16 protein-coding genes are annotated in these 14,942 nt (G+C 60.3%); 7 read left to right on the forward strand and 9 right to left on the reverse strand.

The window, feature by feature from the left end; translation table 11 throughout:
* Positions 1-3: 3 nt before the first annotated feature.
* The 8 genes from C5L12_RS20420 to C5L12_RS20455 form a co-directional block, all read right to left on the reverse strand.
* On the reverse strand, positions 4-1,017 hold the full coding sequence (locus C5L12_RS20420; protein ID WP_105373901.1) for a type II secretion system F family protein: 1,014 nt from the start codon (positions 1,015-1,017) through the stop codon (positions 4-6).
* A gap of 13 nt (positions 1,018-1,030) precedes the next feature.
* Positions 1,031-2,503, reverse strand: a complete 1,473-nt coding sequence (locus C5L12_RS20425; RefSeq protein WP_105373902.1) for a TadA family conjugal transfer-associated ATPase — start codon at positions 2,501-2,503, stop codon at positions 1,031-1,033.
* A gap of 16 nt (positions 2,504-2,519) precedes the next feature.
* Entirely contained in the window at positions 2,520-3,812 is a 1,293-nt protein-coding gene (locus tag C5L12_RS20430) for a CpaE/TadZ family protein (RefSeq protein ID WP_105373903.1), read from the reverse strand.
* Between the two features lie 27 nt (positions 3,813-3,839).
* A complete protein-coding gene (locus C5L12_RS20435) occupies positions 3,840-4,550 on the reverse strand; it encodes a CpaD family pilus assembly protein (protein WP_105373904.1) in 711 nt (236 codons plus the stop codon).
* An 8-nt stretch (positions 4,551-4,558) separates the two neighbouring features.
* Positions 4,559-6,130 carry a type II and III secretion system protein family protein gene (locus C5L12_RS20440; RefSeq protein ID WP_105373905.1) on the reverse strand — a complete coding sequence of 524 codons (1,572 nt, stop codon included), beginning with the start codon at positions 6,128-6,130 and terminating at the stop codon, positions 4,559-4,561.
* The gene (gene cpaB / locus C5L12_RS20445; RefSeq protein WP_105373961.1) at positions 6,127-6,939 is read right to left on the reverse strand and encodes a Flp pilus assembly protein CpaB; all 813 of its coding nucleotides are present in this window, start codon (positions 6,937-6,939) and stop codon (positions 6,127-6,129) included. Before cpaB ends, C5L12_RS20440 begins: the two co-directional genes overlap by 4 nt.
* 107 nt (positions 6,940-7,046) lie before the next feature.
* Positions 7,047-7,568: an A24 family peptidase gene (locus C5L12_RS20450; RefSeq protein ID WP_105373906.1), complete on the reverse strand. Its 522-nt coding sequence runs from the start codon at positions 7,566-7,568 to the stop codon at positions 7,047-7,049.
* An 88-nt stretch (positions 7,569-7,656) separates the two neighbouring features.
* Positions 7,657-7,842, reverse strand: a complete 186-nt coding sequence (locus C5L12_RS20455; protein WP_105373907.1) for a Flp family type IVb pilin — start codon at positions 7,840-7,842, stop codon at positions 7,657-7,659.
* 401 nt (positions 7,843-8,243) lie between these two features.
* Here C5L12_RS20455 and C5L12_RS20460 point away from each other — a divergent pair, with 401 nt between their 5' ends.
* From C5L12_RS20460 to C5L12_RS20490, 7 genes are all read left to right on the forward strand, one after another.
* Entirely contained in the window at positions 8,244-8,657 is a 414-nt protein-coding gene (locus C5L12_RS20460; protein WP_425350814.1) for a pilus assembly protein N-terminal domain-containing protein, read from the forward strand.
* Positions 8,658-8,758: 101 nt separating this feature from the next.
* Complete coding sequence (locus C5L12_RS20465; RefSeq protein WP_105373908.1) at positions 8,759-9,364, forward strand: TadE/TadG family type IV pilus assembly protein; 606 nt, start codon at positions 8,759-8,761, stop codon at positions 9,362-9,364.
* The gene (locus tag C5L12_RS20470) at positions 9,364-9,957 is read left to right on the forward strand and encodes a TadE/TadG family type IV pilus assembly protein (RefSeq protein ID WP_105373909.1); all 594 of its coding nucleotides are present in this window, start codon (positions 9,364-9,366) and stop codon (positions 9,955-9,957) included. The genes C5L12_RS20465 and C5L12_RS20470 overlap by 1 nt, the downstream gene beginning before the upstream one ends.
* A 108-nt stretch (positions 9,958-10,065) precedes the next feature.
* Positions 10,066-11,286, forward strand: a complete 1,221-nt coding sequence (locus C5L12_RS20475) for a phosphopentomutase (RefSeq protein ID WP_105373910.1) — start codon at positions 10,066-10,068, stop codon at positions 11,284-11,286.
* Positions 11,283-12,266 (forward strand): adenosine deaminase, encoded by a 984-nt coding sequence (locus C5L12_RS20480; protein WP_105373911.1) that lies wholly within the window; start codon positions 11,283-11,285, stop codon positions 12,264-12,266. The genes C5L12_RS20475 and C5L12_RS20480 overlap by 4 nt, the downstream gene beginning before the upstream one ends.
* A gap of 99 nt (positions 12,267-12,365) precedes the next feature.
* Complete coding sequence (gene upp, locus C5L12_RS20485) at positions 12,366-12,995, forward strand: uracil phosphoribosyltransferase (protein ID WP_105373912.1); 630 nt, start codon at positions 12,366-12,368, stop codon at positions 12,993-12,995.
* A 120-nt stretch (positions 12,996-13,115) separates the two neighbouring features.
* On the forward strand, positions 13,116-13,628 hold the full coding sequence (locus C5L12_RS20490) for a TIGR02281 family clan AA aspartic protease (protein WP_105373913.1): 513 nt from the start codon (positions 13,116-13,118) through the stop codon (positions 13,626-13,628).
* On the opposite strand, the gene deoA is transcribed toward C5L12_RS20490, so the two are convergent.
* On the reverse strand, positions 13,629-14,939 hold the full coding sequence (deoA, locus tag C5L12_RS20495; protein ID WP_105373914.1) for a thymidine phosphorylase: 1,311 nt from the start codon (positions 14,937-14,939) through the stop codon (positions 13,629-13,631).
* Positions 14,940-14,942 lie beyond the last annotated feature (3 nt).

The raw sequence follows: 14,942 nt of genomic DNA on the forward strand, positions 1-14,942 counted from the left end.
TCCTCAAATATCGAAATTGATCATGTTGCGCATGACGAAGATGCCGATCGACATCCACACACCGGAGACCAAAAGGATCAGGTGGCCACGCGGATCAGTGAAGATGATCGCGATGTAATCGGGCGAGGTGAGATAGACGAGGAGCGTCACGATAAAAGGCAAGGCTCCGATGATGGCAGCGGAGGCCTTCGCTTCCATGGACAGCGCGCTCACTTTCGCCTTCATCTTCTTGCGGTCGCGCAATACCCTCGAGAGGTTGCCGAGCGCTTCGGACAGATTGCCGCCTGCCTGACCCTGGATGGTGATGACGATGGAAAAGAAATTCACCTCCGGCAGAGGCATGGTCAGCATCATCCGGGCGCAGGCTTCCGGAACGCTCAGGCCCACCTGCTGCGATTCCACCACGCGGCGAAACTCCGTCTTCACCGGCTCCTGTCCGTCCGAGGCGATCAGGCGCACGGAATCGTTGAGAGGCAGGCCGGACTTGATCGAGCGCACCATGACGTCGAGCGCATTCGGAAATTCTTCCAGAAACTTCTTCTGCCGGCGCTTCACCAGGAAACCGATCACCCAGCGCGGCAGGCCGATGCCGCCGACAAATGCCGCGCCGACAACTGCGAGCAGGGGCATTCCGGCGATCAGCGTGACCAGAAAGATGAAGATGCCAAACAACGCGCTGAACAGGTAAAAGCGGCCCAACGTCAGTGAAAGACCGGTCTGGGAAAGCCTGGACTTCAGGCTCCCGTCGCCCATCTTCCGGCTTTTCTCGGCCTGTTTCTTCTCCAGATCCTTCAGCGAATCCTGCATCGATTTGCGACGCTTGGAGAGTTCCTGCACCCGGTCCCGTGCTGCCTTCGCCCGCACGAGATCCGTTTCGGCGGATTTCACGCGGTTAAGCCGCGTGTCCGCCTTCTTTTCCACCTCCATGCGGGAGAACAGCAGTGCGTAGCATACCGCCGCCGCGGCGACTGCCGCCAGCGCGATGATCGCTACGACCGTGATATCCAGCCCGAACATGGACGTATTCTCCTCAGTCCTTCACCCGTTCCATGGCATCGAGAGCCGCGGAAAGGCGCTTGTCTTCGTTATAATATCGGGCGCGATCCCAGAAATGCGGCTTCACGATGCCGGTCGACATATGCCGACCGATCAGCCGGCCGTTGGCATCCTCGCCGTCGATTTCGTAGCGCATCAGATCCTGGGTGACGATCACGTCGCCTTCCATGCCGACCACTTCGGTGATCTGCGTGATGCGGCGGGAGCCGTCGCGCAGACGCGCCGCCTGAACGATGACGTCGATCGAACCGGTGATGATTTCGCGCACCGTCTTGGCCGGCAGCGAATAACCGCCCATGGCGATCATCGATTCCATACGGCTCAGGCATTCACGCGGGGTATTGGCGTGGATGGTGCCCATCGAGCCGTCGTGGCCGGTATTCATCGCCTGCAACAGGTCGAAGACTTCCGGGCCGCGCACTTCGCCGACGATGATGCGTTCCGGACGCATGCGCAGGCAGTTCTTGACGAGATCGCGCATGGTGATCTCGCCCTCGCCCTCGATATTCGGCGGACGCGTTTCCAGGCGCACGACATGCGGCTGCTGCAGTTGCAGTTCGGCGGTGTCTTCGCAGGTGATCACCCGCTCGTCGGCGTCGATGTAACGCGTCAGGCAGTTGAGCAGCGTCGTCTTGCCCGAGCCGGTACCGCCGGAAATGACGACGTTGCAGCGGACGCGGCCGATGATCTGCAGGAGAACTGCGCCCTCCGGGGTAATGGCCCCGAATTTCACCAGCTGGTCGAGATTGAGCTTATCCTTCTTGAACTTGCGGATCGTCAGCGCCGGGCCGTCGATGGCGAGCGGCGGCGCGATGACGTTGACGCGCGAACCGTCGGGCAGACGCGCGTCACAAATAGGCGAGGATTCATCGACGCGACGCCCGACCTGGCTGACGATGCGCTGGCAGATCGAAAGCAGCTGTCCATTGTCGCGGAAGCGGATCTCCGACTCGATCGTCTTGCCGCCGACTTCGATGAAGGTCTGGCCGGCGCCATTGACCATAATGTCGGCGATGTCGTCGCGCGCCAGCAGCGGCTCAAGCGGGCCATAACCCAAGACGTCGTTGCAGATATCCTCGAGCAGTTCCTCCTGCTCGGAGATCGACATCGCGAAATTCTTGATGGTGATGATATCGTTGACGATGTCGCGGATTTCCTCACGCGCACTTTCGGCATCGAGCTTGGCGAGCTGGGAAAGGTCGATCGTATCGATGAGCGCGGAGAAGACCTGGCTCTTTGTATCGTAATACAGTTCGGTGCGGGCCTGGCGCTTGCGGACAGGTTGCGGCGCAAGCTGCGGCGGCGGAACCGGCTGGCGCTCGCGAGCGGGCTCGGCCAGGATTTCCGGGGCCGGCGGCCTTGCCGCCAGCGAACCGGCGGACGCGGCCGGCGGCGGCGCAAGCCCCACGCTCTTCCCAGATCCCTCGTTTCCGCGCTTGCCAAACATTCCGGTTTCCTAACGTCTAAGCCTTTTTGCGCCCAAGCATGTCGAGAACCTTACCCAGACCACCCTTTTTCGCCTTCTTCACCGCGACGCGGCCGGTGACGATATGGGCAATCTGCGAGAATGTTTCCGCAGCAGGTGATTTCGCATCGATCTCAGAGATCATACGGCCGCTGTTGGCCGCGTTGCCGAAGAGCTGGACATCGAAGGGCAGGATCGCGATCGGCTCGATCTCCAGCGGCTCGATGAAGTCGCCGGGTGCGATTTCCGGACGCTTCGGCATGCCCACCTGGTTGAGGATGATATGCGGCGGGCGGTCATTCGGCCGAAGCTTCTTCAACGCGTCGATCATATTCTTGGTGTTACGCAGGTTCGCAAGATCGGGAACGGCGCAGATCACGACTTCATCCACCTCGCAGAGCACCGCCCGTGTCCACTCGGTCCAGCCGTGCGGAAGATCCAGGACGGCGACCGGCGCGCTGCGCTGCAGGAGCTCGATGATGGGCGTAAAGGCTCCACGTTCGAAATCATACGCCCTGTCGAGTAGCGACGGAGCAGCAAGAAGCGACAAGTGCTCCGAGCACTTGGTCAGTAGACGGTCGAGGAATACCTCGTCCAGCCGTTCCGGCGCAAAGACCGCTTCTGCAATACCTTGAGCGGGATCCTGGTCGAAATCGATATTGGCCGTGCCGAAGGGAAGGTCGAGATCGGCGAGAATAGTCTCTGTCGAAAACAGGCTGGAAATGCCGAAGGCACAGTTGTGTGCGATGGTGGACGAGCCCACCCCTCCCTTCGCGCCTATGAACGCTATGGATTTCCCGAGCGGCTCAGCATCCGGGTCGACGAAGATCGTCGAAACCGAGGCCAGCATATCGGGCATCTGCACCGGCGCGACCAGATATTCGGAAATTCCGTTGCGGATCAGCTCCCGATAAAGGGAGATATCGTTGTAGCGACCGACGATGATGACCTTGGTGGAGGGATCGCAGACTTCCGCAAGCGGCGCCAGCTCTTCAAGCAGGTTCTTCGGTTCCGCCTCCGTCTCCAGGATGATCAGGTTCGGCGTGGGAGCCGAAGCAAACATGTTCGCCGCAGCGCCGGTGCTGCCGACGGTCACGCGAAGATTGACCTTGGACATGCGGCGATCACGCCCCATGCGGTCCATCATCCGCTGCATGGCCTCGCTCTCGCAGAAAGCATGAATCGAGATGCGCGGCAGCGGACGCAGTGCGTCCATATCCGCAGGGCGCTCCCCGTCATCGAAATGTTCGTCTTCGTCGGAAGCACGAATCTCGTAGCTGATCGGGCTCATCTTTTTCTCCGCTTCCCTGCCATCCGCTCAGTTACTGCTTTTTTCGCCACGGTAGTCGCTGATGACCTTGGCCCGCTGCGTGGCGTCAATCGGTGTCGTCCCGCGAGGCGCGATAAGATCGGTCGGATTGGCCACCTGGGCAGCAAGGTTGTTCTGACTTGCGCAACCGAAATTGTACCAGTTCCTATTGCCGAACGTGTTGTCGGAGAGATCGGCGGGCCATTCCCCGCACGGGCTCGTCATCGCTTTGGTCGTCACGTAAGAAAGCCGGATTGGCGCAGCATCGCCGCTTGGAGACGCCCCATAGCTGCTCATCAATATCCGGTCCGGCCTGATGCCGCTGGTCGTCAAGGTTCGGCGGATATCTCCCGCCAGGCGCTGGGCGGCGGCGGAATTATAGGAACCATGGGGGACCTGGATCTGAACGACGCCCGCTGGCGATGAGGCGAAATTCTGTGCGAAACCCTTCACCGTGTCCTTCATGCCGATGGACAGCCGAACATCGCCAGAGGCGACCGGGATATCGAGCGCATGTTCGCCTTCCGCCAGCACGATTGGATGGCGGGTCCGGTAGTCATCGGGAATGGAGCCGGTGGTCAGCTGACTGTTGCCGCACCCGGCCAACAGAACTGCCGATGCCGCAAGCATCGCGGCTGCGGCGATCTTATATCGGGGAGACTTGGCTGCGCCCTTCATGGCATTCTGTCCTTCGGCGGCGGTGATTGCTTGCGTTTCCATGGCCCGGGTCACTTGTAGATGAAGCCGACCGCGCCGTGGTACTGGCCGGTCGCGACCGGTTCCTTGCGACCGTAGATCTTGTTCACGCGGTTCAGGAAGAAGGTGGCGGCGTCGTTTTCCGGATTGAAATTGTCATCCGGACGCGCGATCTCGCTGCGGGCCACCGGCCGGACGAGATAGGGCGTCGCGATGATGACCAGTTCGGTCTCGTTGCGAACAAAATCCTTGCTGCGGAAGAGCGTGCCCAACACCGGCACCTTGGAAATGCCGGGAAGACCCGACATGGCCTGCCTGATATTGTCCTGGACCAGCCCGGCGATAACGATGGAGCCGCCGGAAGGCAACTCGACCGTGGTGGACGCCTCACGTTTGCGGATCGACATATAAGTGTTGCCCTGGATACGCGGCGAACTTCCGTTGCCTGTGGCGACGGACCCTTCATAAGTGGGTTCGGAGACATTGGTCTCGATGTTCAGGCTGATCCGTCCGGGAGACAGGACGACCGGCTTGAAGTTCAACTCTATCCCGTAGTCGACCGAATTGACGGTCCGGGTGACGGTCGGCACGCCGGTATCTTCGTCAACGCCAACTTCCTGCTCCGCGGGCAGCCGAAATTCGCCGCCGACGTAAAACTTCGCCTGCTGACCCGAGATCGCCGTCAGGCTGGGTTCAGCAAGGGTGCGCATGACACCGGCCTGCTCCATGGCATTCATGTAGGTCGCCAGCCCGACATTGCCGATCGAGCCCGCCAGAGTGCCCATTCCGAAGGTGTTGATCGCGTTGCCAAGGTTGGAGGGATTGGAAAAGCCGATCGAACCGTCTGGCCCGGAAACCGAGCCATTGAAGCCGAGCTGCTTCAGTACTTGGCGGCTGACTTCGGCAACGGTGACCTTCAACGTCACCTGGTCTTCGCCCTCGATCGTCAACAGATTGACGATCTGCGACAGCTGCCGCGCTTCGGCAAAAATGTCGGCGTCGCCGTTGTTGCCTTGGGCTGTGATGTTTCTCGTCGTCGCTTCGCCACCCTTCAGGAAAGCCCTGGTCAGCTTTTCCGCCTGCGCCGAGTCTTGCGGAGTCCGAACCGTTCCGGACAGGACGACGTTGTCTGAGATGATCTCGACCTTGACGTTGGATTCGGGCAGGAATCGCCGCAGATTCTGCTGCAGGCCCGCGATGTCGCGCTCAATTTCCAGATCCAGGCTGATGATTTCCTCGCCGTGCGAGCCGAAGACGAAGATATTGGTCTGGCCGACGGTCTTGCCGAAAAGATAGATACGCCGGGATGTCCGGGTTACGGCATCGGCCATCTCGGGGTTGGCCACCAGGATATCGTGGGCATCCGCCGGCAGGTCGACGACCAGGGCCTTGTTAAGGCCGAGCGCCACCCGCTTGCGGACACCCGGTCCGCCCTCGGTGATGCGAATCACGCTGGCATCTGTCGCCTGAGCCTGGGCAGGGGCCAAATAAAGGGGAGCAATATTGACCGGAACACCGGCAAAAGCGACGCAGAAGGCCATCCCCGCCGCCACCGAACTGCGAATCTTCCGTTTCAGAATGTACACTTGATCCGCTCCGTTCATTGCGCTGGCGCCTGCGTCGCGGCCGTGCTTTTGACGATCGAGCCCGATTTGATGACCTGTATGTCCGCCCGGTCTCGGCCGTGCAGTAGGTAGTCGGCGGCCACCGTATCCGCCTCCTGGGAATCGGCCACCGACCGCAGGGCAAGCGTGAGCCGCTCCGCCATCTGCTGGGAAACGGCGATGACCTGGGCCTGGTCGGGCGTCAGTTCGAGCGTCGCCGTCGTCCCGACCACCGCCTTCTTGCCGTCCTCGCTCTCCTGGATCTGCTGGTCGATTGCAAGGACGCGGATATTGTTCAGGATGTTTTCCGTGATGTAACGGCCGTCATCCTTGTTTTCACGCACCATGATAATGTCGACACGGTCGTTCGGCAGCACGAAGCCGCCTGCCCCGGTGGAAACCGAGATTTCAGTCGCCACGGCCCGCTTGCCGGCCGGCAGCAGCGAAGACATGATGCGACTGGAAGAATCTGCCACCTTCTCGGCGCGAAGCGGTTCACCCTTGAACATGGGCATGCGAACCACCACGCCCTGAAGTTCGGTAATCGCGTCGGGCCGTTTGTCGGCGGTAATGAAGCCGTCGATCACTCCACCTTCCGGCCAGGCGATCCATTCCATCGACTTTTCGTTCAGGCGGCTGCCTACCGGCAAGTTTTCGGAGGAAACAAGAACCTTGACCGTGGGCTCGCGCTTGATCACGGTCTCGACCAGTTCGGGGCCTTTGTTGCCCGCCAGCCGCACGGCCAGCAGGCCTGCCAGACCTGCGGCCACCACGGCAACCGCGAGTATGATGATACGGGTGGGCTTCATGGACATTCCTTGGGAACTCTACTTCCCATCAAGAATGGCCGTGAATGGTGTAATTATGGTTAATAAGACGCTTACATTCTAGGTTAATAATATGTTCCGACTACGCGTCAGTAGAACGCCTTTATTGCCATTGAATAGATGGGAGCCTGATGAAATGTCAGAAAACCGGCGATCGCTATAGCAACACCGTAAGGGATTTTCTTGGCGGTGACCAACGAGGCTGGCAGCGGAATCCCCATTGCCATGACGGAGTTTGCCTGCGAGCGAAGAAGAAGGATGACGAGGGTCACCGCGCCTCCGATAAAACCTACAGCAACCATGAAGGTCAGAAGCGAGTAGTCCCAACCGTACCAGACAGCTGCCGCAGTCAAGAGCTTGGCATCCCCGCCGCCCATGACGTTGAGAGCGAAGAAGGCAAAACACACGGCAAATACCGACAGTGCGGCCAGGAAGCTGAACCCGATCGCAGACCAGGCGAAGCCGGACAACGGAGCGAGAAGAATGAAAGCAATGACCCCCGCCACAGAGATGCGGTTGGGGATTGTCATCGTGAACAAATCGTTGAACGCAGCAAGTGCAAGAAGCAGCGGAAGAGTGGATAGGGCACCAACTGCAACAACTTCAGCCAAAATCACCTCCCCGAAACATCCGGCCGTCTTAACGGCTAAAGCCGCCCGATGGGCGGCTTTAGCATCGACTCAACTAACATGACGCCAATTATTTAGTCGCCTCAGCTGCCGTAGTCATCTTGGTCGAAATGTTCTGGAAGGTATCATTCAACGCACCACCGAGCGTCGTTGCACCGGCGATCAGAGCAACGGAAATAAGGGCAGCGATGAGGCCATACTCGATGGCGGTTGCGCCGGACTCATCCTTCAGAAAACGAGCGAAAATCTTGGACATGGGAACTCTCCTACTCCACAACTGGTTGTTCAGCACTTCCCGACAACTGTTTTCCGTTGTTCGGATGGCAGCAATCTACCGGGGGACGATTGCCAAGCGCTTAAGGAAGAGCGTTATCAAGTCGTTAACGGAAGATTGCCGGAAGGAATGGTAAATAAAGAAGACAGCAACAAGATAGTATTTGAACAATATTGGATGGCGCTGCCACGCTCTAATATTCCCTGCCGTCCAAGGCTTTAACAGCCCCTCTCCTCCCGAATGAGCCGCCGGCGCCAAACAATATCGGCGGACAAAACGAGGTTAACATCGGATAAAAAGGCCAGCCGCTGTGCCATTTAACCGTTCATTCACCAATCGCATCCATTCTTGAGCGCTACAACCGCATCCAAAGGCTGCCTATAATGCTCTACCGTCGCGTCATGGTCCGACTCGCCGCCGTCTGCGGCCTCGTCTTTGCGGCGGCACCCGGAAATGTGCTGGCTCAGGAGGAAGGCGATCTTCTGCGCGTCTTCATGAACCATGCGCGCGTATTGCGGCTGGACCGGCCGGTGAGCAAGGTCATCGTCGGCAACTCAAATGTGGCCGATGCCACCGTCGCGGATTCCACCACCATCGTGGTCACGGGCCGCAGCTTCGGGACGACCAATCTCGTGCTTCTGGATGCGGAAGGAAACGCGATCGCCGATGAACGCGTCCTTGTTTCCATCGACGAGGGAAATACCGTCCGCGTCTTCCGGCAGACCGAACGCAAGATCCTCTCCTGTACGCCCAACTGCGAACAGCATGCCGAGTTCAAAACCGACGGCGCGCCCTGATCAGGGACAAACCGGTAAACTCACGCCCTTTGCGGCAACGGAATCTCAATAAACAACCCGTACGATTCCGAGGCTCGAAACCGGGCTGTGGGCAGAAAACGATGGGCGAGAATCAAGACGAGACCGAAAAGGTCGCGCCGGCGGGACGCGGGGCTGTGCTCGGCCGGATATTCAGGTCGCAAGACGGGGCGGCCGCCATCGAGTTCGCGCTGCTGGCACTTCCCTATTTCATGATCGTCTTTGCAATCCTGGAAACCTTTGTTGCCTATACCGGCGAACAGCTCGTCGCCAATGCGGTCGATACGGTGGCGCGCAAGCTCAGGACCGGCAGCATCACCGCGGCCAACACCGATCGAACCGCATTCCGGCGAACCTTCTGCGACGAAGTCTCGATCATGATCAAGTGCAGCGAGGAAGAGATAGCAACGCCCGACAAGCTGTGGCTGGATGTCCGCAGCTTTCCGAGCTTCGCCGATATACCGGGAAACGTGCCGCTCAATACGTCGCAGGATCTGGATACGGCTTCGGTGAACAACTATAGCCCGGGCGCCCAGAAGACGATCAACATGGTGCGCGCCTATTACCGCTGGGATGTCATTACCGATCTGCTTCGGCCTTACATCACCAACATTCGGCCCTCCGGCGGCCGTCCGAACTACTTCCTGATCGTGGAGACGGCCACATTCCGAAACGAGGACTATCCGTGATGGAAGCGCCAGGTCAGCATCTGCAAAGGCATTCCGGCAGCTTCCTGGCTCGGCTCAGGCGGCTGGCCACCGACCGTGGCGGTGCAGGCGCCGTTGAATTCGCGCTGATTGCCCCGCTTCTGCTCAGTCTCTACATCACGTCCTTCGAGATCACCCTGGGTCTTAGCGTGTCCAAACGGGTGACCCGGAGCGCCGGCACGATCGCGGACCTCGTGACGCGCGAGACAAGCGTCAACAAGGCGCTCCTCACGACGATGGAGGACGTTACCGACAGCCTTTTTGCGCCATACACGCCCAATGCGTTGAGCATCCGAGTCACCGGAGTGACGCTGGATGCCGCCGGCAATCCCAAGGTGGCCTGGTCCTGGGACGACACCGATGCCCGCCCCTATGCCGTCGGTGCAACCGTCGATGTTCCTACCGAGATGCGCATACCCAACTCTTTTCTCATACATTCGGAGGTCTCCGTTTCCCACGACCTTCTGATGTTCATGTCGGGCCTCCTGCCGTCCGAACTCAAGACAATCACCATCGCCCGGGATTACTTCTACCGTCAGAGGATCGGAACCAGCATCTCCTGCTCGGATTGCTGAGGCCCCTCATCCATCATCCCCTTTGCCAAGCGGCAGGCACGGCTGTATGAATCGCGATTCAACGCGGCCGAAGGCCGGGTAAACTGCGTTTGACATCCCTGGTGACCGATGGCTCGTGCCTTTCTGTTCGTTCTTGACTCCTTTGGCGTTGGCGGCGCGCGGGATGCCGATGCCTATGGCGACCTTGGCTCCAACACGCTCGGCCATATCGCGGAGTTCTGCGCCGCCGGGGCCGGCGACCGCGCGGGCCTCCGGCAAGGTCCGCTGCATCTGCCGAACATGTCGGCGCTCGGCCTTCTCGAAATCGCCAGGCTTGCCGAAGGCGACTATCCGGCCGGAATGCCGATGCCGGAGCGGATTTTCGGCCTGTTCGGAGCGGCGGACGAAATTTCCCGCGGAAAAGACACCCCTTCCGGACATTGGGAAATCGCCGGCACGCCGGTAATGTTTGACTGGGGCTATTTCCCCAACGAGGGCGACGCCTTCTCTCCCGAGCTGGTGGAAGCGATCTGTCGGGAGGGCGAGATCCCGGGCATCCTTGGCAATTGCCATGCATCGGGTACGGAGATCATCGCACGGCTTGGGGAAGAGCATATCCGGACCGGCAAGCCGATCTGCTACACATCCAGCGACTCGGTGTTCCAGATCGCCGCCCATGAACATCATTTCGGTCTCGATCGGCTCATCTCGCTGTGCCAGACCATCCGCGAATTGCTCGATCCGTTGAATATCGGTCGGGTGATTGCCCGACCCTTCATCGGCGAAACGGCAGGAACGTTCGAACGCACTGGCAACCGGCGCGACTTCTCCGTTCCTCCGCCGGAACCGACGCTCCTCGACCGGCTGATCCGAGGCGGGCGCTCGGTGCATGCGATCGGCAAGATCGGCGACATCTTCGCTCACCAAGGCGTTTCCCGGGTCATCAAGGCCAACGGCAACGCCGCCCTGATGGAGGCAACGCTTGCTGCAATGGACGAGGCCGCGGTCGGCGATCTGGTTTTCACCAATTTCGTGGATTTCGACATGCTCTACGGACATCGCCGCGACGTGCCAGGATATGCAGCCGCGCTCGAAGCCTTCGATCTCGCATTGCCGGATATTCATCGGCGGCTGAAACCGGGCGATCTCGTCATCCTTACCGCCGATCACGGCTGCGATCCCACATGGCGCGGCACCGACCATACACGCGAGAGGGTGCCGATCATGGCATTCGGACCGGGAATCCGGTCGCGCTCGATCGGATTGCGGTCGACCTATGCCGATATCGCGGAGACCATTGCCGAGCACCTGGCCATTCCACCGGGTCAGCATGGACGGAGCTTCCTGTGACTGCGCATCTTTTAAAAGCCGAGATCCACTGCCATATCGAGGGCGCCGCGCCGCCTGCGCTTGCTGAAGCCCAGGCCCGGAAATACGGCGCCGATACCAGCCACATCCTGCGAGACGGCGCCTATAAGTGGTCCGATTTCTCCGAATTCCTCGTCTGTTACGACGCGGTGGCGGCGCTCTTCAGGACGGCTGCGGACTATGCGCTGCTGACGGAATCCTATCTCCTCGAGCTCGCGGCAGCGAACACGATCTACAGCGAGATCATCGTATCGCCCGATCACGGGGACCGCATCGGCCTTGGAGCCGACGCCTACCTTTCGGGCATCTGCGACGGCATCCATGCGGCGCGCGAAAAGACAGGCATCGAGGCGCGCATCATCGTCACCGGCGAACGGCATTTTGGTCCGGACCGGGTGATTTCGGCCGCGCGATATGCCGCGAAGGCGAAGAACCCACTGGTGACCGGCTTCAACATGGCAGGTGAAGAGCGCATGGGCCGGGTCGCCGACTACGCCCGCGCCTTCGATATCGCCCGCGACGCCGGGCTCGGCCTCACTATCCATGCGGGCGAGGTGTGCGGGCCTTTCAGCGTCTCAGACGCGCTCGACCTGGTGAAACCGTCGCGCATCGGACACGGTGTTCGGGCGATCGAGGACCCCGCCCTGGTGGAGCGCCTTGCCGAACTCGGCACCGTCCTGGAAGTCTGCCCCGGCTCGAATATTGCGCTCAAGGTCTTTTCCGACTTTGAGAGCCATCCTTTGAAACCGCTCAAGGCCGCCGGCGTGCGGGTTTGCCTCAATTCCGACGACCCACCCTTTTTCCATACGTCGCTTACCCGCGAATACGAAATCGCATCGAAGGAAATGGGAATGCCGGACGCAGAGATCGACGCCATGACGCGGACCGCGCTCGAGGCGGCCTTTGTCGATGAAGGGACGCGGTCACGCCTGCTCTCCCGGTTCGACGCCGGGGCGGCTTGACGTGAGGCGATTGGGGATGAGTCCGTCAAACGGGCCTGACGGCTTGCAGAACGCGGCTTTTTCCTCAAAAGAAGAGACAGGCAACAACGAGGGAAGCTCATGAACGGCGTCACTGTCATCGATCACCCGCTGGTGCAGCACAAGCTGACGATCATGCGCAAGAAGGAAACCTCCACGGCCGGCTTCCGGCGGCTGCTGCGCGAGATCTCGACGCTGCTGTGCTACGAGGTGACCCGCGACCTCGAACTTACATATGAAACGATCGAGACCCCGCTCGTCGAAATGCAGGCTCCGATCCTCGAGGGCAAGAAGCTCGTCTTCGCCTCCATCCTGCGCGCCGGCAACGGCCTGCTCGAAGGCATGCTGGACCTCGTGCCGTCGGCCCGCGTCTCGCATATCGGCGTTTACCGCGATCATGAGACGCTGCAGCCGGTGGAATACTATTTCAAGGCGCCGGAAGATATCGCGGAGCGGCTTGTCATCGTGGTGGACCCGATGCTTGCAACCGGCAATTCCTCGATCGCCGCCGTGGACAAGCTCAAGGAACGCGGCGCCCACAACATCCGCTTCCTCTGCCTGCTCGCCGCGCCGGAAGGCCTCAAGAATTTTCAATCGGTGCACCCGGACGTGAAGATCTACACGGCCTCGATCGACAGCCACCTCAATGAAAAGGGGTATATCGTTCCAGGCCTGGGGGACGCCGGCGACCGCATGTACGGCACGAAGTAATTCTTCAGGATTTCCTTACCAAATTTCGAACTGAAGGACCTGCAAAACCTTTGCAGGTCTTTTTGTTATGGTTTTTACGCTAATGGCAGACTATCGGGTTCCCATGATCGAGGGACATTCATGCTCCTGCGCACCGTCATCTTCGCGGCCATAGCGGCTTTGCTTGCAACGCAGATCCCGTCGATGATCCAACTGGCCCACCAACCGCCGGCCACGACGGCGGCAGCTGAACCGGCACAACCACAATCGATCGCCGCGGCAGCCGGCAGTGCGGTGCTCGAAGCCGATGGCCGCGGGCATTTCAACGCGACGTTCCGCATCAACGGCAAATCCGTGGATGGTTTGGTCGATACTGGAGCCTCGCTTGTTGCAATCAACGAAAGTACCGCCCGCAAGCTGGGTTTCGGCGCAAACAGCCTCGACTTCCGCTACACCGTCAATACCGCAAACGGCGGCACGGATGCGGCGCGTGTGGTGCTCGGCCGCATCGAGATCGGAGGCGTCCGCGTGAAAGACGTCGATGCCTTCGTGCTGCACGACAAGGCGCTATCCGGAACGCTCGTCGGCATGAGCTTCCTGAAAAAGCTGAAATCCTTCCAGGTCGAAGGCCGAAACCTGAAGCTCACCCAGTGATCAGCCGATCCGTTTAAGGACAACAGGTGAAGCCGCGGGCGGTGCATCCGCGATGGTGCAAAACACCGCGACATCCCTTGCGATACGCTCCGCGTCCTCCTGGTTCTTCGCATGCACAGTGGCAATGGGCTCACCCTTCGAGACCTGCGTGCCGAGTGCCAGAAATCCGTTGATACCCACTCGGTGATCGATGGAGTCCGCTGCGCGTTTGCGGCCGCCGCCGAGTTCCACCACAGCAAGACCGAGCCCGCGTGTATCGTATGAGGCAAGATAGCCATTGCGCGGCGCCGGAACGTGCAGGCTCGCGGGAGCACGCTCCAGGTAGGCATCGGGCCGATCACAGAAATCGGCGGGTCCGCCAAGCGCGTGCACCATGCGTCCGAAACGCTCTTTCGCCTCGCCGGAGGAAAGCGCCCGACGCGCATTTTCCTCGGCGTGGCGCAAATCTCGAAAGAGACCGGCCTGCACCAGCATTTCGGCGGCTTCGGCCATGACCACGGCCTCAAGTCGCGAACCGGCCTTCAAGCCGGACAGGAATTTGAGGCAGTTGACGATTTCCAGCCCGTTGCCTGCGGCATCCGCCAGCGGCTGGTTCATATCGGTCAGCAGCGCGGCCGTTTTCAGGCCTGCACCGTTCGCCACCTCGACCAGCGAGCGCGCCAACACTTCGGCTTCCTCCATGCTTTCCATGAAGGCGCCGTTGCCGACCTTTACATCGAGCACCAGGCTCCCGAGACCGGCCGCAAGCTTCTTGGACAGAATGGAGGCGGTGATCAGCGGCACCGATTCCACGGTCGCCGTCACGTCCCTGATCGCGTAGAGGCGGCGGTCCGCGGGCGCAAGAGCCGTCGTCTGTCCGATAATGGCACAACCGACTTTCTCGACGACCCTCCGGAGCAGCGCTTCGTCCGGTATGACATTGTAGCCTGGGATCGACTGCAGCTTGTCAAGAGTTCCACCGGTATGGCCGAGGCCGCGGCTGGAAATCATCGGCACGGCCAGGCCGCAACTGGCAACGATCGGCGCCAGCATCAAGGAAACATTGTCTCCAACACCGCCGGTAGAATGTTTGTCTGCGATGGGCCGGCCAAGGCCGCCCCATTTCAGCACAGTCCCGGAATCGCGCATGGCCAGCGTCAACGCCACCGTCTCATCCCGGGACATGCCCCGAAAGAACACAGCCATGGCGAAAGCGGCGGCCTGCCCTTCTGTGATTTCGTTCCTGGTGAGTGCTGCGATGAAGCCAGCAATCTCATCGGCGGCAAGTGTTTTCCCGTCGCGTTTACGACGAATGATTTCCTGTGGGATCATTCT

This window comes from Neorhizobium huautlense (genome assembly GCF_002968575.1).
Taxonomy (GTDB): Bacteria; Pseudomonadota; Alphaproteobacteria; order Rhizobiales; family Rhizobiaceae; genus Neorhizobium; species Neorhizobium huautlense.

What these genes read in the sequence shown, in the direction of transcription:
- C5L12_RS20420 (WP_105373901.1), bottom strand. Translation starts at nt 1,017, where the DNA reads ATGTTCGGGCTGGATATCACGGTCGTAGCGATCATCGCGCTGGCGGCA.
- C5L12_RS20425 (WP_105373902.1), bottom strand. Translation starts at nt 2,503, where the DNA reads ATGTTTGGCAAGCGCGGAAACGAGGGATCTGGGAAGAGCGTGGGGCTT.
- C5L12_RS20430 (WP_105373903.1), bottom strand. Translation starts at nt 3,812, where the DNA reads ATGAGCCCGATCAGCTACGAGATTCGTGCTTCCGACGAAGACGAACAT.
- C5L12_RS20435 (WP_105373904.1), bottom strand. Translation starts at nt 4,550, where the DNA reads ATGGAAACGCAAGCAATCACCGCCGCCGAAGGACAGAATGCCATGAAG.
- C5L12_RS20440 (WP_105373905.1), bottom strand. Translation starts at nt 6,130, where the DNA reads ATGAACGGAGCGGATCAAGTGTACATTCTGAAACGGAAGATTCGCAGT.
- cpaB (WP_105373961.1), bottom strand. Translation starts at nt 6,939, where the DNA reads ATGAAGCCCACCCGTATCATCATACTCGCGGTTGCCGTGGTGGCCGCA.
- C5L12_RS20455 (WP_105373907.1), bottom strand. Translation starts at nt 7,842, where the DNA reads ATGTCCAAGATTTTCGCTCGTTTTCTGAAGGATGAGTCCGGCGCAACC.
- C5L12_RS20460 (WP_425350814.1), top strand. Translation starts at nt 8,244, where the DNA reads ATGCTCTACCGTCGCGTCATGGTCCGACTCGCCGCCGTCTGCGGCCTC.
- C5L12_RS20465 (WP_105373908.1), top strand. Translation starts at nt 8,759, where the DNA reads ATGGGCGAGAATCAAGACGAGACCGAAAAGGTCGCGCCGGCGGGACGC.
- C5L12_RS20470 (WP_105373909.1), top strand. Translation starts at nt 9,364, where the DNA reads ATGGAAGCGCCAGGTCAGCATCTGCAAAGGCATTCCGGCAGCTTCCTG.
- C5L12_RS20475 (WP_105373910.1), top strand. Translation starts at nt 10,066, where the DNA reads ATGGCTCGTGCCTTTCTGTTCGTTCTTGACTCCTTTGGCGTTGGCGGC.
- upp (WP_105373912.1), top strand. Translation starts at nt 12,366, where the DNA reads ATGAACGGCGTCACTGTCATCGATCACCCGCTGGTGCAGCACAAGCTG.
- C5L12_RS20490 (WP_105373913.1), top strand. Translation starts at nt 13,116, where the DNA reads ATGCTCCTGCGCACCGTCATCTTCGCGGCCATAGCGGCTTTGCTTGCA.
- deoA (WP_105373914.1), bottom strand. Translation starts at nt 14,939, where the DNA reads ATGATCCCACAGGAAATCATTCGTCGTAAACGCGACGGGAAAACACTT.